At 65.0% G+C, this 24,980-nt stretch carries 28 protein-coding genes; 11 read left to right on the plus strand and 17 right to left on the minus strand.

The window, feature by feature from the left end:
• Positions 1-11: 11 nt before the first annotated feature.
• The 3 genes from AB7535_RS30580 to AB7535_RS30590 all read left to right on the plus strand — a co-directional run bounded on the left by AB7535_RS30580 (position 12) and on the right by AB7535_RS30590 (position 2,951).
• Positions 12-884 carry a carbohydrate ABC transporter permease gene (locus tag AB7535_RS30580; protein ID WP_028151661.1) on the plus strand — a complete coding sequence of 291 codons (873 nt, stop codon included), beginning with the start codon at positions 12-14 and terminating at the stop codon, positions 882-884.
• Positions 881-1,747: a carbohydrate ABC transporter permease gene (locus AB7535_RS30585; RefSeq protein WP_028151662.1), complete on the plus strand. Its 867-nt coding sequence runs from the start codon at positions 881-883 to the stop codon at positions 1,745-1,747. Before AB7535_RS30580 ends, AB7535_RS30585 begins: the two co-directional genes overlap by 4 nt.
• Positions 1,748-1,958: 211 nt before the next feature.
• Positions 1,959-2,951 (plus strand): hypothetical protein, encoded by a 993-nt coding sequence (locus tag AB7535_RS30590; RefSeq protein ID WP_354102618.1) that lies wholly within the window; start codon positions 1,959-1,961, stop codon positions 2,949-2,951.
• Here AB7535_RS30590 and AB7535_RS30595 read toward each other — a convergent pair whose 3' ends face one another.
• From AB7535_RS30595 to AB7535_RS30620, 6 genes are all read right to left on the minus strand, one after another.
• Complete coding sequence (locus AB7535_RS30595) at positions 2,952-3,449, minus strand: DUF6622 family protein (RefSeq protein WP_135216407.1); 498 nt, start codon at positions 3,447-3,449, stop codon at positions 2,952-2,954.
• A gap of 13 nt (positions 3,450-3,462) precedes the next feature.
• Positions 3,463-4,275 carry an ABC transporter permease gene (locus tag AB7535_RS30600; RefSeq protein ID WP_135216408.1) on the minus strand — a complete coding sequence of 271 codons (813 nt, stop codon included), beginning with the start codon at positions 4,273-4,275 and terminating at the stop codon, positions 3,463-3,465.
• A gap of 4 nt (positions 4,276-4,279) precedes the next feature.
• The gene (locus AB7535_RS30605; RefSeq protein WP_135216409.1) at positions 4,280-5,194 is read right to left on the minus strand and encodes an ABC transporter permease; all 915 of its coding nucleotides are present in this window, start codon (positions 5,192-5,194) and stop codon (positions 4,280-4,282) included.
• Positions 5,191-6,348 carry an ABC transporter ATP-binding protein gene (locus AB7535_RS30610; RefSeq protein WP_135216410.1) on the minus strand — a complete coding sequence of 386 codons (1,158 nt, stop codon included), beginning with the start codon at positions 6,346-6,348 and terminating at the stop codon, positions 5,191-5,193. The genes AB7535_RS30605 and AB7535_RS30610 overlap by 4 nt, the downstream gene beginning before the upstream one ends.
• A 75-nt stretch (positions 6,349-6,423) precedes the next feature.
• On the minus strand, positions 6,424-7,884 hold the full coding sequence (locus AB7535_RS30615) for a glycerol-3-phosphate dehydrogenase (protein ID WP_231143493.1): 1,461 nt from the start codon (positions 7,882-7,884) through the stop codon (positions 6,424-6,426).
• Positions 7,885-8,020: 136 nt separating this feature from the next.
• Positions 8,021-10,699 (minus strand): sensor domain-containing protein, encoded by a 2,679-nt coding sequence (locus AB7535_RS30620; RefSeq protein ID WP_231143494.1) that lies wholly within the window; start codon positions 10,697-10,699, stop codon positions 8,021-8,023.
• 202 nt (positions 10,700-10,901) lie between these two features.
• Between AB7535_RS30620 and AB7535_RS30625 the strand changes: the two genes are divergently transcribed.
• Positions 10,902-12,005 carry an NAD(P)/FAD-dependent oxidoreductase gene (locus tag AB7535_RS30625; protein ID WP_063981129.1) on the plus strand — a complete coding sequence of 368 codons (1,104 nt, stop codon included), beginning with the start codon at positions 10,902-10,904 and terminating at the stop codon, positions 12,003-12,005.
• Between the two features lie 141 nt (positions 12,006-12,146).
• Here the strand turns inward: AB7535_RS30625 and AB7535_RS30630 are convergent, their stop codons facing one another.
• The gene (locus tag AB7535_RS30630; protein WP_008131172.1) at positions 12,147-12,329 is read right to left on the minus strand and encodes a YdcH family protein; all 183 of its coding nucleotides are present in this window, start codon (positions 12,327-12,329) and stop codon (positions 12,147-12,149) included.
• Between the two features lie 329 nt (positions 12,330-12,658).
• Here AB7535_RS30630 and AB7535_RS30635 point away from each other — a divergent pair, with 329 nt between their 5' ends.
• From AB7535_RS30635 to AB7535_RS30645, 3 genes are all read left to right on the plus strand, one after another.
• Positions 12,659-12,865, plus strand: coding sequence for a YdcH family protein (locus tag AB7535_RS30635; RefSeq protein WP_063986093.1), 207 nt, complete (start codon positions 12,659-12,661; stop codon positions 12,863-12,865).
• Positions 12,866-12,992: 127 nt separating this feature from the next.
• Positions 12,993-13,211, plus strand: coding sequence for a hypothetical protein (locus tag AB7535_RS30640; protein ID WP_231143495.1), 219 nt, complete (start codon positions 12,993-12,995; stop codon positions 13,209-13,211).
• A gap of 21 nt (positions 13,212-13,232) precedes the next feature.
• Positions 13,233-13,484, plus strand: a complete 252-nt coding sequence (locus AB7535_RS30645) for a hypothetical protein (RefSeq protein ID WP_063981128.1) — start codon at positions 13,233-13,235, stop codon at positions 13,482-13,484.
• A 62-nt stretch (positions 13,485-13,546) separates the two neighbouring features.
• Here AB7535_RS30645 and AB7535_RS30650 read toward each other — a convergent pair whose 3' ends face one another.
• Positions 13,547-14,260, minus strand: coding sequence for a GGDEF domain-containing protein (locus tag AB7535_RS30650; protein WP_231143496.1), 714 nt, complete (start codon positions 14,258-14,260; stop codon positions 13,547-13,549).
• Between the two features lie 141 nt (positions 14,261-14,401).
• Here AB7535_RS30650 and purE point away from each other — a divergent pair, with 141 nt between their 5' ends.
• Together purE and AB7535_RS30660 are read left to right on the plus strand one after the other, a co-directional pair.
• Entirely contained in the window at positions 14,402-14,890 is a 489-nt protein-coding gene (gene purE / locus AB7535_RS30655; protein WP_231143497.1) for a 5-(carboxyamino)imidazole ribonucleotide mutase, read from the plus strand.
• Positions 14,887-15,993: a 5-(carboxyamino)imidazole ribonucleotide synthase gene (locus AB7535_RS30660; protein ID WP_231143498.1), complete on the plus strand. Its 1,107-nt coding sequence runs from the start codon at positions 14,887-14,889 to the stop codon at positions 15,991-15,993. The genes purE and AB7535_RS30660 overlap by 4 nt, the downstream gene beginning before the upstream one ends.
• Before the next feature lie 36 nt (positions 15,994-16,029).
• Here AB7535_RS30660 and aqpZ read toward each other — a convergent pair whose 3' ends face one another.
• On the minus strand, positions 16,030-16,752 hold the full coding sequence (gene aqpZ / locus AB7535_RS30665; RefSeq protein WP_063981124.1) for an aquaporin Z: 723 nt from the start codon (positions 16,750-16,752) through the stop codon (positions 16,030-16,032).
• 263 nt (positions 16,753-17,015) lie between these two features.
• On the opposite strand from aqpZ, the gene rpsU reads away from it, so the two are divergent.
• Both rpsU and AB7535_RS30675 read left to right on the plus strand, forming a co-directional pair.
• Positions 17,016-17,318, plus strand: a complete 303-nt coding sequence (gene rpsU / locus AB7535_RS30670) for a 30S ribosomal protein S21 (protein ID WP_071909764.1) — start codon at positions 17,016-17,018, stop codon at positions 17,316-17,318.
• Positions 17,319-17,462: 144 nt separating this feature from the next.
• A complete protein-coding gene (locus AB7535_RS30675; RefSeq protein WP_166080021.1) occupies positions 17,463-18,116 on the plus strand; it encodes a tetratricopeptide repeat protein in 654 nt (217 codons plus the stop codon).
• Positions 18,117-18,202: 86 nt separating this feature from the next.
• On the opposite strand, the gene AB7535_RS30680 is transcribed toward AB7535_RS30675, so the two are convergent.
• From AB7535_RS30680 to AB7535_RS30715, 8 genes are all read right to left on the minus strand, one after another.
• Positions 18,203-19,162 (minus strand): hypothetical protein, encoded by a 960-nt coding sequence (locus AB7535_RS30680; protein WP_063981121.1) that lies wholly within the window; start codon positions 19,160-19,162, stop codon positions 18,203-18,205.
• 93 nt (positions 19,163-19,255) lie between these two features.
• A complete protein-coding gene (locus tag AB7535_RS30685; RefSeq protein WP_038954861.1) occupies positions 19,256-19,540 on the minus strand; it encodes a cupin domain-containing protein in 285 nt (94 codons plus the stop codon).
• A gap of 13 nt (positions 19,541-19,553) precedes the next feature.
• Entirely contained in the window at positions 19,554-20,651 is a 1,098-nt protein-coding gene (locus tag AB7535_RS30690) for a calcium:proton antiporter (RefSeq protein ID WP_063981119.1), read from the minus strand.
• Positions 20,652-20,711: 60 nt separating this feature from the next.
• Positions 20,712-21,512 (minus strand): alpha/beta hydrolase, encoded by an 801-nt coding sequence (locus tag AB7535_RS30695; RefSeq protein ID WP_135216416.1) that lies wholly within the window; start codon positions 21,510-21,512, stop codon positions 20,712-20,714.
• Between the two features lie 212 nt (positions 21,513-21,724).
• On the minus strand, positions 21,725-23,122 hold the full coding sequence (locus tag AB7535_RS30700; RefSeq protein WP_135216417.1) for an NAD(P)(+) transhydrogenase (Re/Si-specific) subunit beta: 1,398 nt from the start codon (positions 23,120-23,122) through the stop codon (positions 21,725-21,727).
• A gap of 39 nt (positions 23,123-23,161) precedes the next feature.
• Positions 23,162-23,479, minus strand: coding sequence for a proton-translocating transhydrogenase family protein (locus tag AB7535_RS30705; protein WP_014492434.1), 318 nt, complete (start codon positions 23,477-23,479; stop codon positions 23,162-23,164).
• An 11-nt stretch (positions 23,480-23,490) separates the two neighbouring features.
• Positions 23,491-24,618, minus strand: coding sequence for a Re/Si-specific NAD(P)(+) transhydrogenase subunit alpha (locus AB7535_RS30710; RefSeq protein ID WP_135216418.1), 1,128 nt, complete (start codon positions 24,616-24,618; stop codon positions 23,491-23,493).
• 138 nt (positions 24,619-24,756) lie between these two features.
• On the minus strand, positions 24,757-24,909 hold the full coding sequence (locus AB7535_RS30715) for an aa3-type cytochrome c oxidase subunit IV (protein WP_008136857.1): 153 nt from the start codon (positions 24,907-24,909) through the stop codon (positions 24,757-24,759).
• Positions 24,910-24,980 lie beyond the last annotated feature (71 nt).

Raw genomic sequence — 24,980 nt, forward strand, 5'->3', positions numbered from 1 at the left:
AGTCCTGAAGAATGGCGATTACGCTCTCTGGCGATCAGTCGATGCCCGCTCCGCCCTTGTCGTCGCGGCTGACCCCGGCGCAGGTCTGGGGCATCGTGCTGCTCGCGCCCTATCTGCTCGTTTTCCTCGCCTTCGTCGTCTATCCCGTCTGCTACGGGCTGTGGCTGGCGCGGGCCCCGTCGAATTATGTCGCGCTGTTTCACGATCCGATCTTCGCGCGCGCCGCGGTCAACACGCTGATCTTCCTGGTCATCGGCATCAACATCAAGATGCTGATCGCGTTGTTCCTGTCCGGCTTCTTCGCGCAGCAGCGCACCTGGATCAAATGGCTCTCGGTGATCTTCATCCTGCCCTGGGCGGTGCCGTCGATCCCGACCATCCTGTCGGTGCGCTTCATGTTCAATCCCGAATGGGGCGTGGTCAACCACCTCATCTTCTCCCTCACCGGCGATGACGGCCCGAACTGGCTGAACGACCCCGCCGTGGCGCTGAGCATGGCGATCGGCGTGCACATCTGGAAATCACTGCCGTTCTGGACGCTGATCCTGATCACCGGACGCCTTGCGATCGCGCACGATCTGTTCGAGGCAGCCGAGGTCGATGGTGCGAGCTGGTGGCAGAAATTCCGCTACATCACCTGGCCGTCGATGCAGACGCTCTACATCACCTGCACACTGCTCTCGATGATCTGGACGCTCGGCGATTTCAACAGCGTCTATCTGCTCACCGGCGGTGGCCCGGCTGACCTCACGCACGTGCTGGCGACGCTCGGTATCCGCTATCTCCGGCTCGACCAGCTCTCGCTCGCGATGGCCTCCATCGTCTGCGCGATGCCGTTCGTCCTGCCGCTCGTGTACTTTATGATGAAACGGTTGTCGCGATGAAGCTTCCCGGCGTAAGCGAATTTTCCTGGCGCGACGTCGCGATCGAAGCGCGGCTGCTGCTGATTGGTATTCCCGTCTTCCTGTGGACGATGATTCCGATCTACCACATGTTCCTGTTCGCGATCTCCCCGAAGGAGGACGCGTTCTCGGGCAAGCTGTGGCCGGATCACCCGACGCTGCACAACTTCGAGATCGTGTTCAAGCAGCAGCACTACTTCCTGCGCGACTTCTACATCCAGTTCTGGAACTCGACGGTGATCGCAGTCTCCGTCGGCGTGCTGACGCTGTTCATCGCCACCGCCGCGGCGTTCGCGATCTCGCGATTGAAGGTGCCGGGCGGCCGCACCGTGTTGAACCTCGCGCTCTTCACCTATTTCATCCCCGCGGCGTTCCTCGCCGTGCCGATGTACCGCACCATGGGCAATTACGGCCTGCTCAACAATCACTGGTCGCTGATCCTGGCCATGGTGACGATCGCCAGCCCCTACGCGATCTGGGTGCTCAAGCAGGCCTCCGACAAGCTGCCGGTCGAGCTGGATGAAGCCGCGGTGATGGACGGCGCCACGACGCTCCAGATCTTCCGCCTGGTCTACCTGCCGCTGATGATGCCCTCGCTGGTCGCGATCGGCACCTATGCGGTGCTGCTCGCCTGGAACGAATATCTCTACGCGTTCCTGCTTCTGTCCAATGACCGCGAGATCACCCTCCCCGTCGCGCTCGGCAACTTCCTCGCTGCCGACGATTCGCCCTGGGAGCTGTTGATGACCACCGGCTTCATTTACGCGCTGCCGCCGGCCGCGGTCTATTACGCCTTCCGCCGCTACATGGTGGGCGGGCTCACGGCAGGCGCGGTGAAATCCTGACAATCGAGAGCCTCGTTCCGATGGAATCGGAACGGGGCTCTCGATTCTTGTTTTGACGCGTTTTCTTTACGCGAACCGGTATCCACTTCGCTCGAAATCGCTCCCGGACGCACCGCGTTGCCGCAAGCAGGGCGTTCGAGCGACGACGTGGACAATTGCGGGTTGTCCACGCCTGCTCTAACCTCGCAGCCCTGTCACGGGGCACGTCACCATGCGCGGCAACGACGCGATCCATCTCGGCCTGATGCTGCTGGCGTTCGCGGCGTCCTATCTGGTGCCGTTCGAACTGCTGCTGCTGGCCTATGTCGTGCTCGGCCCGGCGCACTACTTCACCGAGATCTCGTGGCTGCACGATCGCAGCTATTATCTGCCCCACCGCGGGATCGCGGCGGTCCTCGCGATCATCGCCGTGATCGCGGCGCTGATCGACAACGCCTCGTGGTTCGGCCTTGCGATGTGGGGCGCGCTGGTCGTCTGCGCCATGCTGGCAGCCACCACCTCCGCGATCGAGAGCATGCTGCTGTTCATGGTGGCGATCGCCCTGTCCGCGATCATGTATTCGAGCGGATCGTCGCTTGCGGTCATCGGCATCCTGATTCCGACCCCGATCCACGTCTCGCTGTTCACGCTGATCTTCATGGTGCTCGGCGCGCACCGGTCGGGCAGCCGCGTGCAGGCTGCCCTGGTGGTCGTCTATCTGCTTGCGGTCGCCACGATCCTGTTGCTGCCGCCAACGGCCGAAATCCGGATCTCGAGCTTTGCCCGGGTCGGGCAGGACTATTTCGGCAATGTCGGTCCGGCGCTGGGCCGGCTGTTCGGAGTCCCCGGCCTCGTCCTCGACACCCGGCTGACGAGCCTGCTCGCTTTCGTCTACACCTACCACTACCTCAACTGGTTCATCAAAGCCGACGTCATCCGCTGGACTGAGGTGCCCAAGGCGCGGCTGGCGGCGATGGCAGCCGCAAGCGCCGCCTCCACCGCGCTGTACTTCTACGACTACGCGTTCGGCTTCACCTTCCTGCTGGCGCTGAGCCTGATCCACATCCTGCTCGAGTTTCCGCTCGACAGCCTTGCGCTGCGGCAGCTCGGTGCCGCGATGCAGGGCGCGGTGCGCGCGCGATACGCGGGGCCCATCGCGGCCTCCGCGACGCGGTCGCGTTCTACGGGCACCAAGGCCGCGAAACGCGCAACCCGGTCACGCTGATCATCTCTCCGCGCTCTTGCGTCGATACGCGACCAGCAGGGCGATCGTCGAGCCGATGAAGTAGCCGGCGGTCGCGCCCGAGATGGCACGGCCGCCGACGATCGCCAGCGCGCGGTCGCCCGCATCGATCGCCGAGATCACGCCGACCGCATATTGCGAGGCGAAGACAATCAGGTTGCGGACCAGACCAAATGGACTGCCCGGACGGATGATCTGCCCGGTCGGGTGATCGACGTCGAACGGGCGCGGCGTCAGCACGCCAAGCGGCAGCAGCGCGAGCGCGGCCGCGATCCATGCGACCAGCGGCCAAACGCTGTCTTGGTGGCCGAAGCCGAGCCGCGAAATCCCCCAGACGATGAACACGACCGGCACGATCAGCGCGCGCCAGATCGGCGTCGTGCGCGGCTGCATCGCCTGAACGCCCTGCCACACCAGATAGGCGAGCAGCATCCAGACCCAGACCGGCGTGTGGATCAGGATCTGGTAGGCGAAAGTCATGATTGCTCCTCGCCTACAGCGGCGCCGCGCTCTCGCCCTGCGAGCTCGAGAGTTTCGAGGCAAGCGAGGCGATGACGATGACCACCGCGATCAGGGCGATCACCAGCGTGCAGATCGCGTTGATCTCGGGCTTCACGCCAAGCCGCACCTCCGAATAGATCCGGATCGGCAGCGTCGCCGAGCCGGGGCCGGTGGTGAAACTCGCGATCACGAGATCGTCGAGCGACAGCGTGAAGGCCAGCATCCAGCCCGCCACGATCGCGGGCGCGATCAGCGGCAGCGTCACGGCGACGAAGCCGCGAACCGGGTTGCAGCCGAGATCCATCGCCGCCTCCTCCAGCGAACGGTCGAGCGAGCCGAGGCGGGACTGCACGACCACCGCGACGAAGCACATCGTCAGCGTGGTGTGGGCGATCGTCACCGTCCAGAAGCCGCGCTCGGCGTTGAGCGCGACGAACAGCAGCAGTAGCGACAATCCGGTGATCACCTCCGGCATCACCAGCGGCGCGTAGAGCATGCCCGAGAACAGCGTGCGACCGCGAAACCGCTCGCCGCGCGACAGCGCAACGGCTGCGAGCGTGCCGAGCAGCGTGGCGATGGTCGCTGAGGAGACCGCGACCCGCAGGCTCATCCAGGCCGCCTCGATCATGGCGCGGTCGTTGAAGAACTCGTGGTACCAGCGCAGCGACCAGCCGCCCCACACCGTCACCAGCCGCGAGGCATTGAAGGAGTAGATGACGAGGATGAGGATCGGCAGATAGAGGAATGCCAGGCCCAATGCGAGCGAGGCGATGTTGAAGCGGGACAGGCGGGAGACCTTGCGCATCGCTTCAGCGCCCCTGTTCCAGCTGCCGCTTCTGCAGCCGCTCGTACAGCAGCAGCGGCACCAGCAGCACCACCAGCAGCACGATCGCCGCAGCGGAGGCCACCGGCCAGTCCTTGTTGGTGAAGAATTCGAGCCAGAGGGTCTGGCCGATCATCAGCGAATTGGAGCCGGCCAGAAGGTCCGGGATCACGAACTCGCCCACGATGGGGATGAAGCACAGCAGCACGCCCGCGCCGACGCCGGGCAGCGACAGCGGAAAGGTGACGAGCCAGAACACCTGCCAGGGCGGCGCGCCGAGATCAGAGGCCGCCTCCTCCAGCACCGGCTCCATTTTCGCGAGCGTGGCGTAGAGCGGCAGGATCATGAACGGCAGATAGGAATAGACGATGCCGATATACATCGCGGTGTCGGTCGAGAGCCACACCACCGGCTGGCTGACCAGATGCAGCGCGAGCAGGATCTGGTTCAGCAGGCCGTCATGCTGGAGGATGTTGATCCAGGCGTAAATGCGGATCAGGAACGAGGTCCAGAACGGCACTATCACCAGCACCATCGCCACCGCCTGCCAGCGCTTCGGCAACCGCGCCATGCCATAGGCGATGGGATAGCCGATCACGAGCAATAGCGCAGTCGCGGTGACGGCGACGGTGAGGCTGCGCACATAGGCGAACACGTAGATGTCGTCTGAGGCGAGCAGCTTGAAATTGTCGATCGACAGCGCGGCGAACGCTGCCTTGAGCGCCTCCCATCCCGCCATCAGGTCGAACACCGGCTCGTAGGGCGGCTGCGCGATCGCCGTCTGCGACAGGCTGATCTTGAGCACGAAGCCGAACGGCACCAGGAAGAACAGCACCATCCAGACATAGGGCGCGATCGCGGCAAAGCGCGCCGGCCTTGCGAAGATGCGGCGCGAGCTCATGATTGCAGCACCACACAGTCGTCGGGCGTGAACCAGGCGACGACACGCTGGTTCAGGCTGTAGGCGTCGACGTCGAGGCGCGCGCTGTTGGGGACCGACGCCTGCACGATTCCGCCTGCATCGAGCTTCACCTTGTAGGTGGTGGTGCCGCCGAGATAACAGATGTCGGCGACCACGCCGTCCAGGCTGTTGATCGCCGTCTCACGACCGGCCTCGCTCACCGGGCCACGGCGCGACAGCTTGACCTTCTCGGGGCGGATCGCGACCGACAGTTTTCCCGCGCCGACGCCTTCGCGCGGCTCGGCCACCACCAGCGCACCCGCATCGCGCGTGCCGATGATCAGACGATGGCCGTCGCGCAATTTGGACTCGCCGTCGAACAGATTGATGTCGCCGACGAACTCCGCGATCCATCGCGAGCGCGGCGCCTCGTAAAGCTCGCGGGGGCTCGCGACCTGGGCGAGCTTCCCGGCCCTCATCACGCCGATCCGGCTCGCCATCGTCATCGCCTCTTCCTGGTCGTGAGTGACGATGATGAAGGTCATGCCGAGCCGGCGCTGCAGCTCCATCAGCTCGCCCTGCGTGCTCTCGCGCAGCTTCTTGTCAAGCGCCGCGAGCGGCTCGTCGAGCAGCAGAAGCTGCGGCCGGCGCGCCAATGCACGCGCCAGCGCCACGCGCTGACGCTGACCGCCGGAGAGCTGGTCGGGCCTGCGCTTCTCCAGCCCCTCGAGCTTCACCAGCGCAATCATTTCCGCCACGCGCGTGGCGATGTCGGCACGCGCCATGCCGGCCCGCTTCAGGCCGAAGGCGATGTTGTCGCGCACGGAGAGATGCGGAAACAGCGCGTAGTTCTGGAACATCATGTTGATCGGCCGCTCATGCGGCAGCGCCTGCGCGATGTCCCGGCCGCCGAGCAGGATGCGCCCCTCGTCCGGCGCCTCGAACCCGGCGAGCATGCGCAGCAGCGTGGTCTTGCCGCAGCCGCTGGGTCCGAGCAGCGCGAAGAACTCGCCGGCCTTGATGTCGAGCGACACGCCGTCCACGGCCCGGAACGTCCCGAACGTCTTGGTGACGCCCTCAATGCGCAGCAGCGGCTGCCCCGCCGCGGGAAGCGCATCCGCGCCGGCGTCTATCTTGGGCAATTCGTCCGTCATGGTCCCTGCCAACCCCGATTCCGCCGCACGCTAGCGGCCGATCGTCCCCAGCTCAACCGGTTCGGGGCGCGTCGTTCACATCACATTCGCCATGAACACGGCCAGCGCGTCGCGGTCCGCGGCCGGCATCGTCAGGCCGAGCTTGGAACGCCGCCACAGAATATCCTCGGGAAAACGCGCCCATTCGCGGGTCATCAGATAGCGCACTTCGGCGCCGGTCAGCTCGGGGCCGAAGGCGGGGCCGATCTCGTCGCGGGTCTTCGCTTCGCCCAGCACGGCCGGCAAGCGCGAGCCATAGGCCGCGACCAGACGCTGGGCCTGCGGCTCCGACAGAAAGCGCCAGCGGTCGCGGGCGAGGTCCACTTCAGTGTCGAAACGATCCCAGGCAAAGTCTCCGCCGGGCAACGCGGCGCGAGCCGTCCAGGGCGGCGACATCGGATAGAACGGCGTCAGCCTCGTCACCGCCCGCTCGGCGCGCAGGCGCGAGGTGGTGACGTCGCCGCCGAACATCGTGATCAGCGGCGCCTTGCGCCGGCGCGCGTGGAACAGCGTCGTCCCGTCGCGCCGCCGCACGGACGCCAGCGTCAGGTTGACACCGGAGACCGCGCGCACCACGTCGGTGGGCGCGACGCGCTCGCGGAAATAGCGGCTGGCGGCCTCGCAGAGATAGCTGACGTCAGCCCCAGGCATCGCCACGATCGCGGGATCACCGGTGAAATCACGAGTGACCGTGCCGATCAGCGTGAAATCGCGCTCGAAGGGGCTCGCGAAGATCAGCCGCCCATCCCTGTTCTGGAAGACGTAGACGTTATCGGACTCGAACAGCCGCGGCACGATGATCTGGCTCATCTGCATGGCCGCCATGGCAGGCTGCGGCTGGCGCAGCACGGTCTCTGCGACGATCGACGTCCAGCCGCCGGTGGCATTGGCCAGCGCCCGGGTCGTGACCACGCGGCGATGGCCACGATCGACCACCGCGAGGCGCCATGTGTCGGTTCGATCGGCGCGGACACAGCGCGCCCCGGTCCGGATCGCAGCGCCGCGTTCGGCGGCGTCCAGCGCCGTCAGCACCACCAGGCGGGAATCATCGACGACGCAGTCCGAATATTCGAAAGCCGTTCCGAACGGGCGCTTCAGCGCGTTGCCGACCGGATGATGCGTGATGTCGAGGGTCGTCGCGGCAGGCAGGCCGCTCCGACCGGTGAGGCCGTCATAGAGGTACAAGCCGGCGCGCAGCAGCCAGGGGGGACGCTCCTCGGAATGGGCCGGGATCACGAAGCGCATCGGCCGGACCAGATGCGGCGCGATGGCAAGCCACGTCCGGCGCTCGGCCAACGCCCGGCGCACCCGCCAAAAACCGCGGCGTTCCAGCACCGACAGATCGCCATGGATCAGCCGCGGCGTCGCGGATGACGCCGCGCCGCCGAGATCGCCCTGCTCCAGCAGAATGACCCGCAGGCCGCGGCCGGCTGCATCGCGGGCGAGGCTGACACCGTTCAGGCCGCCGCCGATGATCGCAAGGTCGTAATCCGCCATGAAGCCGTCGAATGGGAGCTAGCGCCCGCCATCACTAGAGCCATTTCCATTCCGATGAAATCGGAACGGGGCTTTGGATTCTTGTTTTGACGTGTTTTCTTTGCGCGAACCGGTATCCGCTTGGCTCGAAAACGCTCTAGCCGGTCTTGAGCGCAAGCTCCATGGTCTCGGCGCGGCCGACGAGGCCGGCATATTTGCCGATCGGCAGCGGCTTGCCGAGCAGGTAGCCCTGCACGCCGTCGCAGCCCTCCTTGGCAAGAAAGACGAGCTGATCGAGGGTCTCGACGCCCTCGGCGATGATCGACATTTCGAGGCCGTGGCCGAGATCGATCACGGCGCGGACGATAGCCGCCGATTGCGGGTTGCGGCCGAGATTCATGATGAAGGCGCGGTCGATCTTGATCTTGTCGAACGGGAACGCCTGGAGATAGCTCAGCGAAGAGTAACCGCTGCCGAAATCGTCCATGGAGATGCGCACGCCGAGTGCCTTCAGCCGGCGCAGCAGGGCGAGGCCGCGGTCGAAATCCTCGATCAGCACCCCCTCGGTGATTTCCAGCTCGAGCCGGCCGGGTGCCAGGCCCGTCTCGATCAGGATTGAATGGACCAGCCCGACCACGTCGCCGTGCATGAACTGCGCCGGCGACAAATTGACCGCGACCTGGAGCGGCTTCGGCCAGGACGCCGCCTCGCGGCAGGCCTCGCGCAGGATCCACTCGCCCATCTCGACGATCAGGCCGCTCTCCTCCGCGATCGGGATGAACTCGGCCGGCGAGACCTGGCCGCGCACCGGATGCTGCCAGCGCGCCAGCGCTTCGAAGCCGATAATCTCGCTCTCGGCGACGCTGTGGCGCGCGATGCCCTGCGGCTGGAACGCGAGCGACAATTCGCCGTTCTTGATCGCTTTCGACAGGTCCTGGTGCAGCACGCGGCGGTCGCGGATCTGCTGGTCCATCTCCGGCTGGTAAAGGCCGATCGTGCCGCGCGACTTCTGCTTGGCGCGGAACAGCGCGGCGCCGGCATTGGCCAGCAGCGATGCGCCGTCGGCACCATTATGCGGGAAGATCGACATGCCGGTGGTGACGCCGGCGCGGACCGCCCGGCCGTCGATCTGAAATTCCTGGGCAACGGCCTCGCCGAGCTGCTGCGCCAGCGCAAGGCCCGCCTCCGGCTGCTTGCCATCGATGATCAGGCCGAACTCGTCGCCGGACAGGCGCGCCACCACGCCGCCGCGCGCGGAATCCTGAAGCCGCTGGGCCACCTCGATCAAGAGCTTGTCGCCGAGCGCATGACCGAAGACGTCGTTGACCTCCTTGAGGCCGTCGAGGTCGAGGCAGAGCACGGCGAACTCCTCGCTGGTGCCTTCGCAGGCCTCGATCATCTGGGTCAGCGCCTGGAGGAAGGCGGCGCGGTTCGGCAGATCGGTCAGGCCGTCGTGATAAGCCATGTGCGCCATGCGCGACTCGGTCTGCCGGCGATCGGTGACATCTTCGTGGGTCTTGATCAGATATTGCGGCTCGCCGGCATCGCTGAGCACGGTCGCCCGCCGGGTCAGGAACAGCCGTAGGCCGTCCTTGGTGGAGATCGGGTGCTCCTCGGTGATCATCCCGCGCTTCTTGATCGCGGCCTCGTCGCGCGCGATGATCAGCTTGGCTTCCTTGGGATTGAAGATGTCGGACGCGGTCAGGCCCGTGGCTTCCTCGCGCCTGCGGTTGAGGATCGTCTCCGCGCTGCGGTTGGCGAGCAGGTAGCGGCCGTCCTTGACCTGCTCCACGATCAGCGCCACCGGAATGTTATCGACCACGAGCTCCAGGAACTTCTTCGTGCTCTCCAGCTCCTGCGACAGCGAGCGGCGGTCGGTGATATCCTCGAACACGAGCATCAGGAATTCGGGCTTGTTGCTCTCGTCGCGGACCACGATCCGGATCGAGGCAACCATGCGCCGTTCACCGGCGCGGTCGACCTCGAATTCATTGCGGAACTGGCCGTCCGGCGAATTCAGTGCCGCCTTGTCGGCCGCCTCGATGCTGGCCGTCGAGATGGGCGCGAACAGCTCCCGCGCATTCTTGCCGACGGCGTGGTCGCGCGAGAATCCCCAGAACCGTTCATAGGCGCTGTTCGCGAAGATGTAACGCCCGTCCTCGATGTTCTTCGCGGCGACGCAGGCCGGCACGTGGTCCAGCACGGTTTCCAGGAATTGCTTGGTGGAGGCGAGCTGCCGTGACAGCTTGCGCTGATCGCTGACGTCCAGATGCGTCGCGACCGAGCCGCCGTTCGGCAACACGAAATATTTCACTAGGATGGCGCGGCCATCAGGCAGTTCGGTGATCAGGCCGTTGGGGCTCGCCGCCTTCTCGTAGAACTCATCGTCGGAGACACCGCCGAGGACGTCGCGCTTGCGCCTGAGTTCGAGGATGTCGTAGCCGGTCATGCCGGTCCACAGATCCGAGCGCGCCAGGCCGTAGATGTCGAGATAGCGGTCGTTGCAGAACATGATGCGTCGTTGCGCATCCGTCATCACCACGCCCTGGTTGAGATTGTTCATGGCGGAGGAGACGAAGGCGTTACGCCGCAGCTGCAAGCGCTTGGTGCGGCGCAGCGAGGAATGGATCCACAGCGCGATGGCGGCCAGAAACGCACAGACGACGATGCCGCCGATCAGCGCTTCCCACACCAAATTGGGATCGAGCTTGCCTGGCGGCGCGAAGCTGTCCGAGAGCGCAAAGGCGCGCGCAGGCGCGACCGCGCTGCCCAGGCACACGACGGCCTGCACAGCAATCGGAAGCGTGCTGCCCACGTGCCAGTTCTTCTCAGCCATCAGCCACCCGCGCTTTCAACGTCGGATTGTCTGGCTTCACGGGTTTGGATCGGGTAAACGCCTGTACGCGCAACAGAAAAATGTGACGCCAAATACGGCAATTGCCCTGACATGATAAATGCTTCCTTAATGGAAAACGGCCCGGTGCCGTGGTTCTCAGGCCTGATGCCACCGATGCTTTCAATGGATACACTGCACAACCATGGATAGGGTCGACTGCGTCGTCATCGGAGCCGGCGTGGTCGGGCTCGCGGTGGCTCGAAAGCTTGCCCAGGCCGGGCGCGAGGTGATCGTGCTCGAGGAAGCCGAGGCCATCGGCACCATCACCTCCTCGCGCAACAGCGAGGTGATCCATGCCGGGATCTATTACCGCGCCGGCAGCTGGATGGCGCGCATGTGCGTCAGCGGCAAGCACGAGCTGTATCGCTACTGCGGCGAGCGCGGCATCCCGCACAAGAACTGCGGCAAGCTGATCGTCGCGACCAGCGCCAAGGAGACCGAGAAGCTGCAATCGATCAAAGCGCATGCCGAGGCCAATGGCGTGCTCGACATGCAGCTGCTCACCGGCGAGGCCGCGCGCGCGCTGGAGCCGGCGCTCGCCTGCGATGCCGCGCTGCTCTCGCCATCGACCGGCATCATCGACAGCCACGCCTACATGCTCTCGCTGCGCGGCGAGGCCGAGGCGGCCGGCGCGGCCTTCGCGTTTCACACCCCGCTGATCCGCGCCAAGGCAGCCGGCGATGTGATCGAGATCGAGGCCGGCGGCGAAGCGCCGATGACGCTGCAATGCGGCTTGCTCGTCAACGCCGCCGGGCTCTCGGCGACAACGGTCGCACGCCACATCGACGGCATGCCGATCGACCGGATTCCACCGGCCTATCTCGCCAAGGGAAATTATTTCAGCTGCAACGCCAGGGCACCGTTCTCGCACCTGATCTATCCGGTGCCCGAGCCAGGCGGGCTCGGCGTGCATCTGACACTGGACATGGCCGGGCAGGCACGCTTCGGCCCCGACGTCGAGTGGATCGAGACGATCAATTACGAGGTCGATCCATCACGCGCCGAGCGCTTCTATCCGGCGATCCGGAGATACTGGCCGACGCTGCCCGACGGCGCGCTGATGCCGAGCTATTCAGGCATTCGCCCGAAGATCGTGCCGCCGGCGGTGGCCACGCAGGATTTTCTGATGCAGGGCCCGCGCGATCACGGCGTCGAAGGCCTGATCAACCTGTTCGGCATCGAATCGCCGGGACTGACGTCGTCGCTCGCGATCGCGGATCACGTCGCCGAGCTCGCAGGCATCTAGGGGATTTTCCATCGGAGCGGAAAGGCTCCAAGCGCCGCGCAAATAACTTTGCACGCTGCGCACCTTCATGCAGGGATGAGCGCAATAGCTCTCACCCCTGCATGAAAGGGTAAGTTCAACTCTACACTGTTACAGGGGTTACTAGTGGAGCGTGTCGCCGGTGTGCTTCAAACGCTCGATCTGGTCCTTGACCATCAACTTCCGTCGCTTCAACTCAACAATTTGCAGGTCGTCTGTTGAAAGGTGCACGAGAGCTTCGTGCAATTCGTTTTCGAGCGTTTTGTGCTTCCGTTCCAATTCAACCAGATGTGCCTGAATTGTCATTCGAAACCTCCTCGGTAGGGGGAAACCTTGGATTCGATCCGGACAAACAAGTGTACATCACCGATTCGTTCTGTCGATATGTATCCGTCGTCGCAGCGTCATTTTTGAAAATTCATATGTAACGAATCGTGAGTAAGGAACCACGCTGGAAAAATCCATGATATCAATGTGCTTGCGCAACGCCGCAACGAATCGTCGAAATATCTTGCGAGAGTTCGGTGAGCGGCGGCCCGAGATCGCTTGCGATCACGGCGCGCAAGGACGATAATTTCCACAGGGCATCCACAGCCTTGAATCTCACGCCCATCGGGTTTTCGGCCACCGCGAACATGACCAATGAAGACGAGCGTGAGCTCGAAGCCGAGCTCACCCGGTTGCAGCAAGAACACCGAGATCTCGACGCCGCGATCGATGCGATGCATCAATCGCCTGCCCCAGACCTGTTGCGGTTACAACGGTTGAAGAAGCGCAAGCTGTTGTTGCGCGACCGTATCGCGTTCATCGAAGACCAGATCACGCCGGACATCATCGCCTGAACCGCGAGGCCTTTTTCGTGGCAGCTCGCCGCATCCGAATCCGCTTGACTCGAAAAGAACAAAATAGGAACATTTGGACATCCCAACGCCCCAGGAAACGCCCAGGAAAACCCCGAGGACAACGCAGATGTCGGCAACCGCCCTTCTCGACAACAGCCATTATGAACAGGCCTGCGACCAGGCGATCGCGATGTGCGACGGCAATCTGCGCAGCACCATCAAGGCGCTGATCATGGCCAACGAATATCTGGAAGCAGAGCTGGAAGAATTACAGGCGGCGATTTCAGCCGGCTGCATTCCCGAGACCGCACGCAGCAAAGTGCGGGGCAACAGCAGCGCCGCCTGAGTTCAACATCGGAGCAACGCCATGTCGGATGTGACCTACTACGTTGCAATGCCCTTCCTGATCGATGCCGACGGATCGCCTGTCGCGGGCGCCGCGGAGGAATGCCAGAGCTCGGCGGCCGCGTTGCGGCGCGCCGAGATCCTGGCGCACGGTGCCGGCCATATCGGCGCGGTTGCGTTCAGTCGCAGCGGCGATCCCATGACCGGCGAATTCGGCGACGCCACGCTGCTGCGTAAATTCGGCAACGTGCCGGAAGATCTGGCCACGCTGTAAGGGTTGTTGCTTGAGCATGATCTCCGCGCAACGCGGTCCGCATTTGTCGCGAAGATCGTGCCCTAGTTGCTGACCAGCCTGATCAGCGGCTCGTGCCGCCGGTGCGCCTTGCGCACATACATGGCGGCATCAGCCTCCTCCAGCGCGCGGCCTGCATCGGACTGCGCTCCCAGCAGCGCGACACCTGCGGACGCGCCCGCGGTCACGCGCTGACCGCGAAAGGCAAACGACAATTCGTCGATCGCCTGCTCGAAAGTCGCGGCCTTCGCCTTGGCGTCGGTCTCGCTGAGATTCCAGAGCAGCAGCGCGAACTCGTCGCCGCCAAGCCGGCCGACCACGTCCGAGGCGCGGACCTGCCGCGTCAGGGTGGCCGCAATCGCCTTGAGCACCTCGTCTCCGGCGGCATGGCCGAAGGAATCGTTGATCGGCTTCAGGCGATCGACGTCGAGGACGATCAGCGCGCCGCTGGCGCGGTAGCGCTTCATGTAGGCGATGGCGCGCGCGAGTTCGCGCTCGAAGCCGCGCCGGTTCGGAATCTCGAGCAGGAAATCGGTGTCGGCCGCAGCTTCCAGTTCCGCAACCCGCCGCTCCGCCTCCTTGAGCTTGCTCCGCAAGCCGCGGATGGTCGCCCTGGTGTCGTCGGCGGCCGACGCTCCGCGCCGCGCCGGCTTGGCCGAGCGCTTCGCCAGCCGCCTGGGGGCGGCTTTGGACCGGCTGGCGCTGGCTTTCCGGCCCTTTTTGGCCTTCGCAGCGCTCGCCCTTTTTGGTTTCTTCATGGGCATCCTGCTCAATGAAGGCTTGCGGGGATTCACCAAGACAGGATAGTGCATTCCCTTCTCCTTGCCACCGCCTTGCGAGCCACCGGCCGGAACCGTTAATCTGGCCTATCTTTCTGTTTTCCGAGCACAATTGACGTCATGACCGCGCCGATCGCCATCATCATGGGAAGCCAGTCGGACTGGGAGACGATGCGGCATGCCGCCGACACGCTCGCAGCGCTCGGCGTTGCCGCCGAGACCCGCATCGTTTCGGCACACCGCACCCCCGACCGGCTGTTTGCATTCGCCAAGGGTGCCAAGGCGGCAGGCTACAAGGTCATCATCGCCGGCGCGGGTGGCGCTGCGCATCTGCCCGGCATGGCGGCGGCGCTGACGGAACTGCCCGTGTTCGGCGTTCCCGTCGAATCCAGGACGCTCAAGGGCATCGATTCGCTCTATTCGATCGTGCAGATGCCCGCGGGCATCCCGGTCGGCACCCTCGCCATCGGCAAGGCCGGCGCGATCAACGCGGCGCTGCTTGCGGCTTCAGTGCTCGCATTGTCCGACCCGGCCCTGTCCGACCGCCTCGCCGCCTGGCGCAAGGCACAGACCGAGGCGGTTGCGGAGCGCCCGGAGGACAAGGCGTGACTGACGCAAAGCAGGTGAAGCTGAAGCCCGGCGACACCATCGGAATCCTCGGCGGCGGACAATTGGGGCGGATGCTCGCCATGGCTGCGGCGCGGCTCGGCCTGCGCTGCCAGGTATTCTCGCCCGATCCGGACTCGCCCGCCTTCGACGTCGTGCTGAACGCGACCTGCGCCGAATATGCCGACGTCGAAGCGCTCGAGCTGTTCGCCAACGACGTCGACGTCATCACCTACGAATTCGAGAACGTGCCGTCTGCCGCCGCGATGGTGCTGGACGCGCGCCGCCCGGTGCTGCCCAACCGCAAGATCCTCGAGACCACCCAGGACCGGCTCGCCGAGAAGGATTTCGTGACGCGGCTCGGCATCGGCACCGCAGCCTATGCCGACGTCACCTCGGTCTCCTCGCTGCGCGAGGCGATCGTCAGGATCGGCCTTCCGGCGGTGCTGAAGACCCGCCGCTTCGGCTACGACGGCAAGGGCCAGGCCATCATCCGCGAGGGCGACGACATCGCCAAGGTCTGGACCAGCCTCGCCACCAAATCGGCGATCCTGGAAGCCTTCATCCCGTACGAGCGCGAGATCTCCGTGATTGCGGCGCGCTCGGCGACGGGCCAGGTCGAGTGCTTCGACGTCACCGAGAACGAGCACCGCGACCACATTCTGAAGATATCCCGCGCCCCCGCACAGATTCCGGATGCGCTCGCGGAAGAAGCGCGCAGCATCGCCGGCAAGATCGCCGGCGCGCTTGATTATGTCGGCGTGCTCGCGGTCGAGATGTTCGTGCTCGCCAACGGCACCGGGCCGAAGGTGCTGGTCAACGAGATCGCCCCGCGCGTGCACAATTCCGGACACTGGACGCTCGACGGCGCCTCGGTCTCGCAGTTCGAGCAGCACATCCGCGCCATTGCCGGCTGGTCGCTCGGCAAGGCCGTGCGCCACGGCGAAATCGTCACCATGACCAATCTGATCGGCGACGAGATCAACGATTACGAGAAGTGGCTGAGCGTGCCGGGCGCGACCGTGCATATCTACGGCAAGGGCGCGCCGCGCCCCGGCCGCAAGATGGGCCACGTCACCGAAGTCAGGCCGACGAGGGGCAAGTAACGGGACCGCGGCACATGCCGCGATCCCGCCTTTCGATCAGGCCGTCTTCACGCCCGCGACGACGCCTGAGGGTTCCTCGCTGAGCCAGCGATAGAGCACCCCGCCCAGCGCGCCGCCAATCAGCGGTGCGACCCAGAACAGCCAGAGCTGCGACAGCGCCCAGCCGCCGACGAACAGCGCGGGCCCCGTGCTGCGCGCCGGGTTCACCGACGTGTTGGTGACGGGGATGCTGACGAGATGGATCATCACCAGCGCGAGACCGATCGCGAGCGGGGCGAAGCCCGCGGGCGCGCGGCCATGGGTGGCGCCCATGATGACGAACAGGAACATCATGGTCATCACCACCTCGGTGACGAAGCAGGCGATCAGGCTGTACTGGCCGGGCGAATGCGCGTCGTAGCCGTTCGATGCGAAACCCTTGCTGACGTCGAATCCGGGAGCACCGCTGGCGATTATGTAAAGCAGCTGGGCGGCGACGATCGCGCCGCAGACCTGCGCGATCACGTAAGGCAGGATCTGTCCTGCCGGGAAACGTCCTCCGGCGGCAAGCCCGACGGTGACGGCCGGGTTGAGGTGGCAGCCCGAGATGTGCCCGATCGCATAGGCCATGGTGACGACGCTTAAGCCGAACGCAAGGGACACGCCGACCAGGCCGATTCCGACCTGCGGAAAGCCGGCGGCGATCACCGCGCTGCCGCAGCCTGCGAATGTGAGCCAGAATGTGCCGATCGCCTCGGCAGCGTATTTCTTCATATCCATGTGACGTCTCCCCTAATTCCAGGATTTCCGGAGCAAAGCTCCGGGAACTGCCCCACCCTTGGCGCCGAATCACCCAAATCGGGGCCGCACGGAGGTATTTTCGCCTTATTTAATGGCTGAACTTGGCCCGAAAACCTGCTTGGCAGGTGGACATCGCGGGTTTTGTCTGATACATCCGCGCCCTCAAGGTTAAGGGCTTGTGCGTTTCGCCATCCCCTTTGACTTACCAGAATTCAAATCCGATCCACTGAAGAGGATGCCGCGTGCAGGTTCTCGTTCGCGATAACAATGTCGATCAAGCCCTCAAGGCGCTGAAGAAGAAGATGCAGCGCGAGGGAATTTTCCGCGAGATGAAGCTCCGCGGTCATTACGAGAAGCCCTCCGAGAAGAAGGCCCGTGAAAAGGCCGAGGCCGTGCGCCGCGCGCGCAAGCTGGCTCGCAAGAAGCTGCAGCGCGAAGGCCTGCTGCCGATGAAGCCGAAGCCGGTGTTCGGCGCCGGTCCCGGCGGTGATCGTGGCGGCCGCAGCGGCCCGGGTGCAGGTGCAGGTCCGCGCGGACCGCGCTGATTCCGCCTGACTTGCAAGACTTCAGTTTTCCAAGACTTCAGTTTTCGATGACGCGGGCCCTTGGCCCGCGTTATTGTTTTGTGAGCGGTGCCTTCTCTGGGACGGGGGCACTACCGATGCGGCACCAGCGCGAGCGAACCGTAGATGGCCTCCCCTTTCCCCGAACGCCGCTTGGCGCGGCTGCGCCAGATCTGGCGACAGCCGTTCGCGCTCGGCTTGATGGGGATCGTGCTGTGCGGCTGCTCCTTCGACCTCGGCTCCATGATGCCCGAGAAGGAGAAGCCGCAGGAGGCGCCCAAGGCGGCTGCGACGGCCGCCGACAGCGCGGTCAGCGCCGGCAATGTCAGCGAGGCCCAGGCTCACACCGCAAAAGGCCAGACCCTGGCAAAGGCGGGGGAGACGGCTGGCGCGCTGGACGAGTTCAACCGGGCCGTCGCACTCGATCCCTACAACGCACAGGCACTTTATGGTCGCGCCCTGATCTATCAGGGCAACAACGAGCATAATTTCGCCATCGCCGATTTCAGCGCCGCCAACGGGCTCAATCCGCAAAAGGTCGAGCCGTTGCTCGGCCGCGCCATCAGCTATCTCGCCCTCGGCAAGGTCAAGGAAGCGGCGGCCGATCTCGATGAGGCCTCCGAGGTCGATCCGCACAACGCGCAGGTGTGGACCACGCGCGGACAGGCCTATGAGCGGCTGGGTGACAAGGCCAAGGCGGCCACATCCTACAACAAGGCGGTCGCGCTACGTCCACGCGACGATACCGCCCGCAGCGGTCTCGCCCGCGTCGGCGGCTGACAGCGCGGCTAGAGCTGCTCGTTTTGACGCGTTTTCTTCACGCGAAGCGGTGTCCACGTCGCTCGAAGACGCTCTCAGCCACCGCCTTAATCGGGGGTGGCGCTCTTCGGCAGGACGGAGTGGAACATCGACTTCATGCCCGACAGCATCTCGTCGGCGACATTGGTCTTCTTCGGCCGCGGCATGGTCGCGCCGGCATCGGCACGCAGGTCGAGTGGCGGCGCGATCACCGGCACCGGAATGTCGGCCGGCGGCGTCATCCGGTTCGGATCGTCGTTGCCGATCGAGGCGGTGTAGGGCGGATTGACCGGCGACGCGCCGCCATTGCCATAGGCTTCGGACGAAGGCGTCGACACCGTGATCGGCGGCGGCAGCGGACGGAGCGCGGACGGCTCAGCAGGAATGACGCGCGGGGCTTCCGGGGTGCGGGAGGCTTCCCGAACCGCAGGCTCCGGCGATCTCTCGACCGACTTGGTTTCAGCCGGCCGGGCTTCGGAAGGCTTGCTCTCGGAAGACTTGGTTTCGGAAGATCTGGCCTCGGCGGCCTTGCCCTCAGGCGACTTGCGCAGGCGCTCGATCGCGGCGCGCGCGAGATCGTTGGCGTCGGGCGTCGCAGCCGGGGACGCCGGTGCCGAATTGGCCTCGACCACCGGGGTGGTGGCGGGAGCCGTGACAGCCGGAGCGGACTTGGCGGCCGCCTTCTCACGCGCCGGGTTGCGGCCGCGCGGGCCGGCCTCGGCGGGAGCAACGTCCGCGGCCTTGGTCTCGGCCGGGTGTTCGCCGGATTTGTCGGCCGGCTTCTCGGCCGCCGCCTTGTCGGTCACGCTCTTCTCGGAGACGCCTTTGGCCTTGACGCCGGGCGCCGGGAGGTTGGCCACATCGGAGGGCTTGCCGCTCTTGCCGGCATCGGCAGGCGCTACCACGGCCGCGGGGGCATCGGCCGCCGGCTTGGCGTTGATGTAGTGGTTAACGATGTACGCCCCGATGATCGTCGCGAGCACCGAGGGGAGAATATCCATCGAGATTTTAGCGAGGTATTTCAGCATTTCTCGGCCACTCCCCGCGCGATCAGATGCGGGAACTTTGGGGCATTGTAAGGGATCAACTGCGACGGATCGATGGCAAAGGGTTCGCCCGCCTTACGGCTTCAGCTCGATCTCAAGGAACACGATCTCGGTTGAGGTTTCGTTAAGTACGTCGTGTTGGACGCCGGCCTTGCGAAAGTAAGATTTTCCGGCCGCGAGCTGCGCCTTGGAACGCTCGCCGCCGGGCGCCACGATGGTCATCTCGCCGGCGACGACGGGAACAATGACATAGTCCATGCCGTGTGTGTGATGCCCGGTCGCGCTGCCCGGGGCGAGCCGCCACTCGGTCACCCGGACCTGCTCGTTGTCGATCTGAACCTCGGATTTGGCGGCAAGCATCGGGCATTTCCTTCTACGGCACGAAAACCATGAACACGTAGACGGCAAATACCACCATATGGACCAGCCCGAACAGGACATTGGTCCTGCCGGTGCCGAAGGTCAGCATGCTCAACAAGAATGTCAGGAACAGGAGTGCGGTGTTCGCCGGGTTCAGGCCCAGCACGAGCGGCTGGTCGAGCAGGTAGGTGGCGATCCCGACCGCCGGAATGGTCAGGCCGATGGTTGCGAGCGAGGACCCGAGCGCCAGGTTGATGCTCTTCTGGAGGTCGTTCTTGCGCGCCGCCGCAATCGCCGAGACACCCTCCGGCATCAGGATCAGGAGGGCGACGAGGAGGCCCGCGAACGCCGGCGGGGCGCCGATCTGAACGGCGACCGCGTCCACCACCAGCGAGAACTTCTTGGCGAGGAGGACGACCGCCAGCAGCGAGATCAGCAGCAGCACGATGCTGAGCACCAGCATTCTGCCCGACAAATGCGCCTCGCCGCCCTCGCCGTCCGCCCTCTCGTGGACGAAGTAGTCCTTGTGCAGGACGGTCTGGGTGTAGAGGAACACGCCGTAGAGCACGATCGTTGCGAGATCGACGAAGCCGAGCTGGAGCGTCGAATAGATCGGGCCCGGCGTCGTCAGCGTGTAGTTGGGCATGATCAGGGTGATGGTTGCCATCGCAATCAGCACGCTGAGATAGACGTTGGCGCCCGAGACCTGAAAGCCCTGCTCGCGATAGCGCATGCCGCCGATGAAGACGCAGAGGCCGACGAGGCCGTTGCAGACGATCATCACGACGGCGAACACGGTATCGCGGGCGAGCTCCGGAGCCGGCTTGTCGCCCAGCATGATCGTGGTGATCAGTGCGACCTCGATGATGGTCACCGCCAGCGTCAGCAGCAGCGTGCCGTAGGGCTCGCCGATGCGCTCCGCGATCACCTCGGAATGATGAACGGCCGCGAACACGGTGCCGAACAGGATCACCAGGAGCACGATCGCGAACAGGGCTCCGCCCGCCGTTAGCGTAAAGCTGTAGCCGGTCGCGGTCACGATCAGGAACAGCAGCACCGCCAGAGCGGGGAAGATCCAGGACGACCGCGGCATCGGTCCGTGTGCGCTCATGCGGGCGATTCCTTCAAATGGGAGACCGATTATGCGCGAGAAGATCGCATCCGTCAGCCCTCAGGACCCATTGATGAAGTTTCGTGCGATCTCGATGGCGCCAAAGCTGCCGAGATCGTCGTGCCCGCCGCCGGGAATGCGGACGAACTGCTTCGGCTCGCGGGCCAGCGCAAACAATTTCTCGCCGAATGCGATCGGGATGGTCTGGTCCTGCGCGCCATGCATGATCAGGAGCGGAGCCGTGACGCGTGCGATGCGCTCATCCGAGTGGAAGGGGTCGCGGATCAGGAGGCGAACCGGAGCGAACCAGAAATGCGCGGCGGCGACGTCGGCGATCGACGAATAGGGCGCCTCGAGGATCAGCTTCCCGACCGGATGTTCGGAGGCGACGGCGACCGCAACGCCAGTCCCGAGCGAGAAGCCCCAGGCGACGAGGCGCCGGGCGTCATAGCGCGCCACCGCGAACGCGTACGCGGCCGCGCCATCGCGCAGCAGGCCATCTTCGCCCGGCGCGCCGCTGGAGCCCGAATAGCCGCGATAGGACAGCGCGACGAGACCGGTGCCGTCAGCCGTGATCGCCTTGAAGTGGCCGGCAAGGCCGGCCAGAGAATCGCCGTTGCCGTGGAAGAACAGCACCACGGCACGGCCAGGCTTTGGCGGCACGTGCCAGACGATGACCTTCTCGCCGTCAGACGTCGTCAGGACATGCTCTTCGGCGTCTGGAAGTCCCGCGGCGGCAGGCGCCGTGCGCTCGGCCGTCGGAATCGGAAACAGCATGGCGCGCTGTTTGGCAAACAACAGGACGAGACCGGCGAGGTAGCCGGCCGCGAGGATGGTGGCGGTCCATTTCAGGAATGTCATCGCGGCCCGCCATTCCGGAGTTCAGGATTTGCGGCGGCTCGTGAGCAGTTTGAGGACGTCCGGCCGGATGCTCAAGGGAATCTCGCGGCAGCCGCACGCCGCCGCATGGGCGGCGTGCCATGCGACACGCTGCTCGCGTGTCGCCGTCGGTGGCATGCGATGGGACCGGTGCCACTCCTTGTTCAGGGCCACGGTCCGCTCGCCTACCCGCCCTACATCGCCTTGACGATGTTCTCGGTGACCTTCTTGGCGTCACCGAGCAGCATCATGGTGTTGTCGCGATAGAACAGCGGATTGTCGATACCGGCATAGCCCGAGGCGAGCGAGCGCTTGATGAACATCACGGTGCCGGCCTTCCAGACCTGGAGCACGGGCATGCCGTAGATCGGCGAGGTCTTGTCCTCTTCGGCCGCCGGATTGGTGACGTCGTTGGCGCCGATCACGAAGGCGATGTCGGCCTGCGCGAATTCGGAGTTGATGTCCTCGAGCTCGAACACCTCGTCGTAGGGGACGTTGGCTTCGGCGAGCAGCACGTTCATGTGCCCGGGCATGCGGCCCGCGACCGGATGAATGGCGTACTTCACCTCGACGCCTTCCTTCTTCAGGATGTCGCCCATTTCGCGCAGCGCGTGCTGGGCCTGCGCCACCGCCATGCCGTAGCCGGGCACGATGATGACCTTCTGCGCGTTCTTCATGATGAAGGCGGCGTCGTCGGCCGAGCCGAGCTTGGCGGGCTTCTGCTCGCCGCCGCCAGCGCCGGCCGCCGCGGTCTCGCCGCCGAAGCCGCCGAGGATGACCGAGATGAAGGACCGGTTCATCGCGTGGCACATGATGTAGGACAGGATCGCACCGGACGAGCCGACCAGCGCGCCGGTGATGATCAGCGCGGAATTGCCCAGCGTGAAGCCGATGCCAGCCGCGGCCCAGCCGGAATAGGAGTTCAGCATCGAGATCACGACCGGCATGTCGGCGCCGCCGATCGGGATGATCATGAGCACGCCGAGCGCCAGCGCGATGATGACGATCAGCCAGAAGTCCAGCGCGCTGCCCGACATCACCAGCCCGACGATGAAGACGACGAGCAGAACTGCAAGCACGATATTGATGACGTGGCGGAACGGCAGGATGATCGGCGCGCCGCTCATGCGCGCGGACAGCTTCAGGAACGCGATCACCGAGCCGGTGAAGGTCAGCGCGCCGATGGCGACGCCGAGCGACATCTCGACCAGGCTCTGCGGATGGATGTTGCCGGGGGTGCCGATGTCGAAGGCTTCCGGCGCGTAGAACGCGCCGGCGGCGACCAGCACCGCGGCCATGCCGACCAGCGAGTGGAAGGCGGCGACCAGTTCGGGCATCGAGGTCATCGGCACGCGGCGGGCAATCACCGCACCGATCGCGGCACCGATGGCGATGCCGACGATGACGAGCACCCAGGCGAGGCCGTCTGCCGGCGGATGGTTGGCGAGCGTGGTGGCGACCGCGATCGCCATGCCGATCATGCCGAACAGATTGCCCTGGCGCGACGAAGCCGGGCTCGACAGCCCGCGTAGCGACAGGATGAACAGCACTCCCGCCACGAGATACAAAAATGCAGAGAGGTTGGCGCTCATCTCAGGTCCCCATTGATCCCATCAGCCCGAGGTGGCCGCTTACTTCGACTTCTTCTTGTACATCGCCAGCATGCGCTGGGTGACAAGGAAGCCGCCGAAGATGTTGATGCAGGCGAAGATCAGCGCGACGAAGCCGAAGGCGCGTGCCCAGCCCGAGCCGCTCGAGACATTGGCGACGCCGCCGGCGAGCAGCGCGCCGACCACGATCACCGAGGAGATCGCGTTGGTCACGCTCATCAGCGGCGTGTGCAGCGCCGGCGTCACCGACCACACCACGAAATAACCGACGAAGACGGCGAGGACGAAGATCGACAGCCGGAAGATGAAGGGGTCGACGACCTGTGCTGCATGCTCCATGGCGGCTCTCCTTAAACCTTCGGCTGGAAGTTCGGGTGGATCACGACGCCGTCCTTGGTCAGCGCAGTCGCCTTCACGAGTTCGTCGTCCCAATTCACGGCAAGGGCTTTGCTGCCCTTGTCGATCATGGTCTCGATGAAATTGAACAAATTGCGCGCGTAGAGGCTGGAGGCCGAGGCTGCGACACGACCGGCGACGTTGGTGTAGCCGACGATCTTGATGCCATCGACGTCGGCGACCTCGCCCGGCCTTGCGCCCTCGACATTGCCGCCGCGCTCGACGGCGAGATCGACCAGCACCGACCCCGGCTTCATCGACTTGACCATTTCAGCACTGATGAGCTTCGGCGCCGGCCGGCCCGGAATGAGCGCAGTGGTGATGACGATGTCCTGCTTCTTGATGTGCTCGGCGGTGAGCGCGGCCTGCTTGGCCTGGTATTCCTTGGACATTTCCTTGGCGTAGCCGCCGGCGGTCTGCGCGTTCTTGAACTCCTCGTCCTCGACGGCGAGGAACTTCGCACCGAGCGATTCCACCTGCTCTTTCGTTGCGGGCCGCACGTCGGTCGCGGTGACGATCGCGCCGAGACGGCGCGCGGTCGCGATCGCCTGCAGGCCGGCAACGCCGACGCCCATCACGAACACCTTTGCGGCGGGCACGGTGCCGGCGGCGGTCATCATCATCGGGAAGGCACGGCCGAAGGCCTCGGCCCCCTCGATCACGGCGCGGTAGCCGGCAAGGTTCGCCTGCGACGACAGCACGTCCATCACCTGCGCACGGGTGATGCGCGGCATCAGTTCCATCGCGAAGGCGGAGACGCCGGAATCGGCGATCGTCTTCAGCGCGGCCTCGTTGCCGTAGGGGTCCATGATGGCGATGACGAGCGCACCGCGCTTGTACTGCGCGAGCTCGGAGGCTTCGGGACGCTTCACCTTGATGATGATGTCGGCGTCCTTCAGCGCATCGGCGCTGACGGTGGCGCCCACGGCGGTGAATTCGGAATCCGGCAGCCCCGATTTGAGGCCGGCGCCCGGCTCGACGGCGATCTCGGCGCCCAACGCCTTGAACTTCTTCACCGTATCAGGCGAAGCGGCGACACGCGGCTCCGACGGATCGATTTCCTTGGCAACGGCGATCTTCATAGGCCCTCCGGCGACGCGGGACAGCGCGCGCGCAAACTTAAGCGTTACTCCCGCAGCGTTCGATACCGGTTTTGGGACCGGCTTGGATGCAAATTTTGTAGGCGGCAGCTGCTGCTGGCGTGTGCAGCTGCCGATAGGTCAGGTCAGGAAGATCGCCATCAGGATCACGATGAGCGCGACCGAGGCCGTGCCGTACTTCACCAGCTTGATGAAGCCCTCATAGGTCTGCTCGTGGGCAACGTAGTCGTTGCCGTCGGCGGTGGTGTACGCCACTTCGCTATGGTCAGCCATGTATTGTCCCCAGTCGAAAGTCGAATTCTTCGGCTGGGATACCGCAAACCTTCGGGCAGGGCAACGGCACC

The organism is Bradyrhizobium sp. 956_D2_N1_4, assembly GCF_052076025.1.
Lineage (GTDB): Bacteria > Pseudomonadota > Alphaproteobacteria > Rhizobiales > Xanthobacteraceae > Bradyrhizobium > Bradyrhizobium barranii.

Excerpts from the sequence above, each read along its gene's own strand:
- AB7535_RS30640 (WP_231143495.1), top strand. The coding sequence starts at position 12,993 with ATGTCGGCAACCGCCCTTCTCGACAACAGCCATTATGAACAGGCCTGC.
- AB7535_RS30635 (WP_063986093.1), top strand. The coding sequence starts at position 12,659 with ATGACCAATGAAGACGAGCGTGAGCTCGAAGCCGAGCTCACCCGGTTG.
- AB7535_RS30580 (WP_028151661.1), top strand. The coding sequence starts at position 12 with ATGGCGATTACGCTCTCTGGCGATCAGTCGATGCCCGCTCCGCCCTTG.
- AB7535_RS30650 (WP_231143496.1), bottom strand. The coding sequence starts at position 14,260 with ATGAAGAAACCAAAAAGGGCGAGCGCTGCGAAGGCCAAAAAGGGCCGG.
- AB7535_RS30695 (WP_135216416.1), bottom strand. The coding sequence starts at position 21,512 with ATGACATTCCTGAAATGGACCGCCACCATCCTCGCGGCCGGCTACCTC.
- AB7535_RS30610 (WP_135216410.1), bottom strand. The coding sequence starts at position 6,348 with ATGACGGACGAATTGCCCAAGATAGACGCCGGCGCGGATGCGCTTCCC.
- AB7535_RS30620 (WP_231143494.1), bottom strand. The coding sequence starts at position 10,699 with ATGGCTGAGAAGAACTGGCACGTGGGCAGCACGCTTCCGATTGCTGTG.
- AB7535_RS30600 (WP_135216408.1), bottom strand. The coding sequence starts at position 4,275 with ATGCGCAAGGTCTCCCGCCTGTCCCGCTTCAACATCGCCTCGCTCGCA.
- AB7535_RS30630 (WP_008131172.1), bottom strand. The coding sequence starts at position 12,329 with ATGACAATTCAGGCACATCTGGTTGAATTGGAACGGAAGCACAAAACG.
- AB7535_RS30690 (WP_063981119.1), bottom strand. The coding sequence starts at position 20,651 with ATGAGCGCACACGGACCGATGCCGCGGTCGTCCTGGATCTTCCCCGCT.
- AB7535_RS30700 (WP_135216417.1), bottom strand. The coding sequence starts at position 23,122 with ATGAGCGCCAACCTCTCTGCATTTTTGTATCTCGTGGCGGGAGTGCTG.
- AB7535_RS30680 (WP_063981121.1), bottom strand. The coding sequence starts at position 19,162 with ATGCTGAAATACCTCGCTAAAATCTCGATGGATATTCTCCCCTCGGTG.
- AB7535_RS30715 (WP_008136857.1), bottom strand. The coding sequence starts at position 24,909 with ATGGCTGACCATAGCGAAGTGGCGTACACCACCGCCGACGGCAACGAC.
- AB7535_RS30605 (WP_135216409.1), bottom strand. The coding sequence starts at position 5,194 with ATGAGCTCGCGCCGCATCTTCGCAAGGCCGGCGCGCTTTGCCGCGATC.
- AB7535_RS30625 (WP_063981129.1), top strand. The coding sequence starts at position 10,902 with ATGGATAGGGTCGACTGCGTCGTCATCGGAGCCGGCGTGGTCGGGCTC.
- AB7535_RS30615 (WP_231143493.1), bottom strand. The coding sequence starts at position 7,884 with ATGGCGGATTACGACCTTGCGATCATCGGCGGCGGCCTGAACGGTGTC.
- AB7535_RS30705 (WP_014492434.1), bottom strand. The coding sequence starts at position 23,479 with ATGGAGCATGCAGCACAGGTCGTCGACCCCTTCATCTTCCGGCTGTCG.
- AB7535_RS30595 (WP_135216407.1), bottom strand. The coding sequence starts at position 3,449 with ATGACTTTCGCCTACCAGATCCTGATCCACACGCCGGTCTGGGTCTGG.
- AB7535_RS30645 (WP_063981128.1), top strand. The coding sequence starts at position 13,233 with ATGTCGGATGTGACCTACTACGTTGCAATGCCCTTCCTGATCGATGCC.
- purE (WP_231143497.1), top strand. The coding sequence starts at position 14,402 with ATGACCGCGCCGATCGCCATCATCATGGGAAGCCAGTCGGACTGGGAG.
- AB7535_RS30685 (WP_038954861.1), bottom strand. The coding sequence starts at position 19,540 with ATGCTTGCCGCCAAATCCGAGGTTCAGATCGACAACGAGCAGGTCCGG.
- AB7535_RS30710 (WP_135216418.1), bottom strand. The coding sequence starts at position 24,618 with ATGAAGATCGCCGTTGCCAAGGAAATCGATCCGTCGGAGCCGCGTGTC.
- aqpZ (WP_063981124.1), bottom strand. The coding sequence starts at position 16,752 with ATGGATATGAAGAAATACGCTGCCGAGGCGATCGGCACATTCTGGCTC.
- AB7535_RS30585 (WP_028151662.1), top strand. The coding sequence starts at position 881 with ATGAAGCTTCCCGGCGTAAGCGAATTTTCCTGGCGCGACGTCGCGATC.
- AB7535_RS30590 (WP_354102618.1), top strand. The coding sequence starts at position 1,959 with ATGCGCGGCAACGACGCGATCCATCTCGGCCTGATGCTGCTGGCGTTC.
- AB7535_RS30675 (WP_166080021.1), top strand. The coding sequence starts at position 17,463 with ATGGCCTCCCCTTTCCCCGAACGCCGCTTGGCGCGGCTGCGCCAGATC.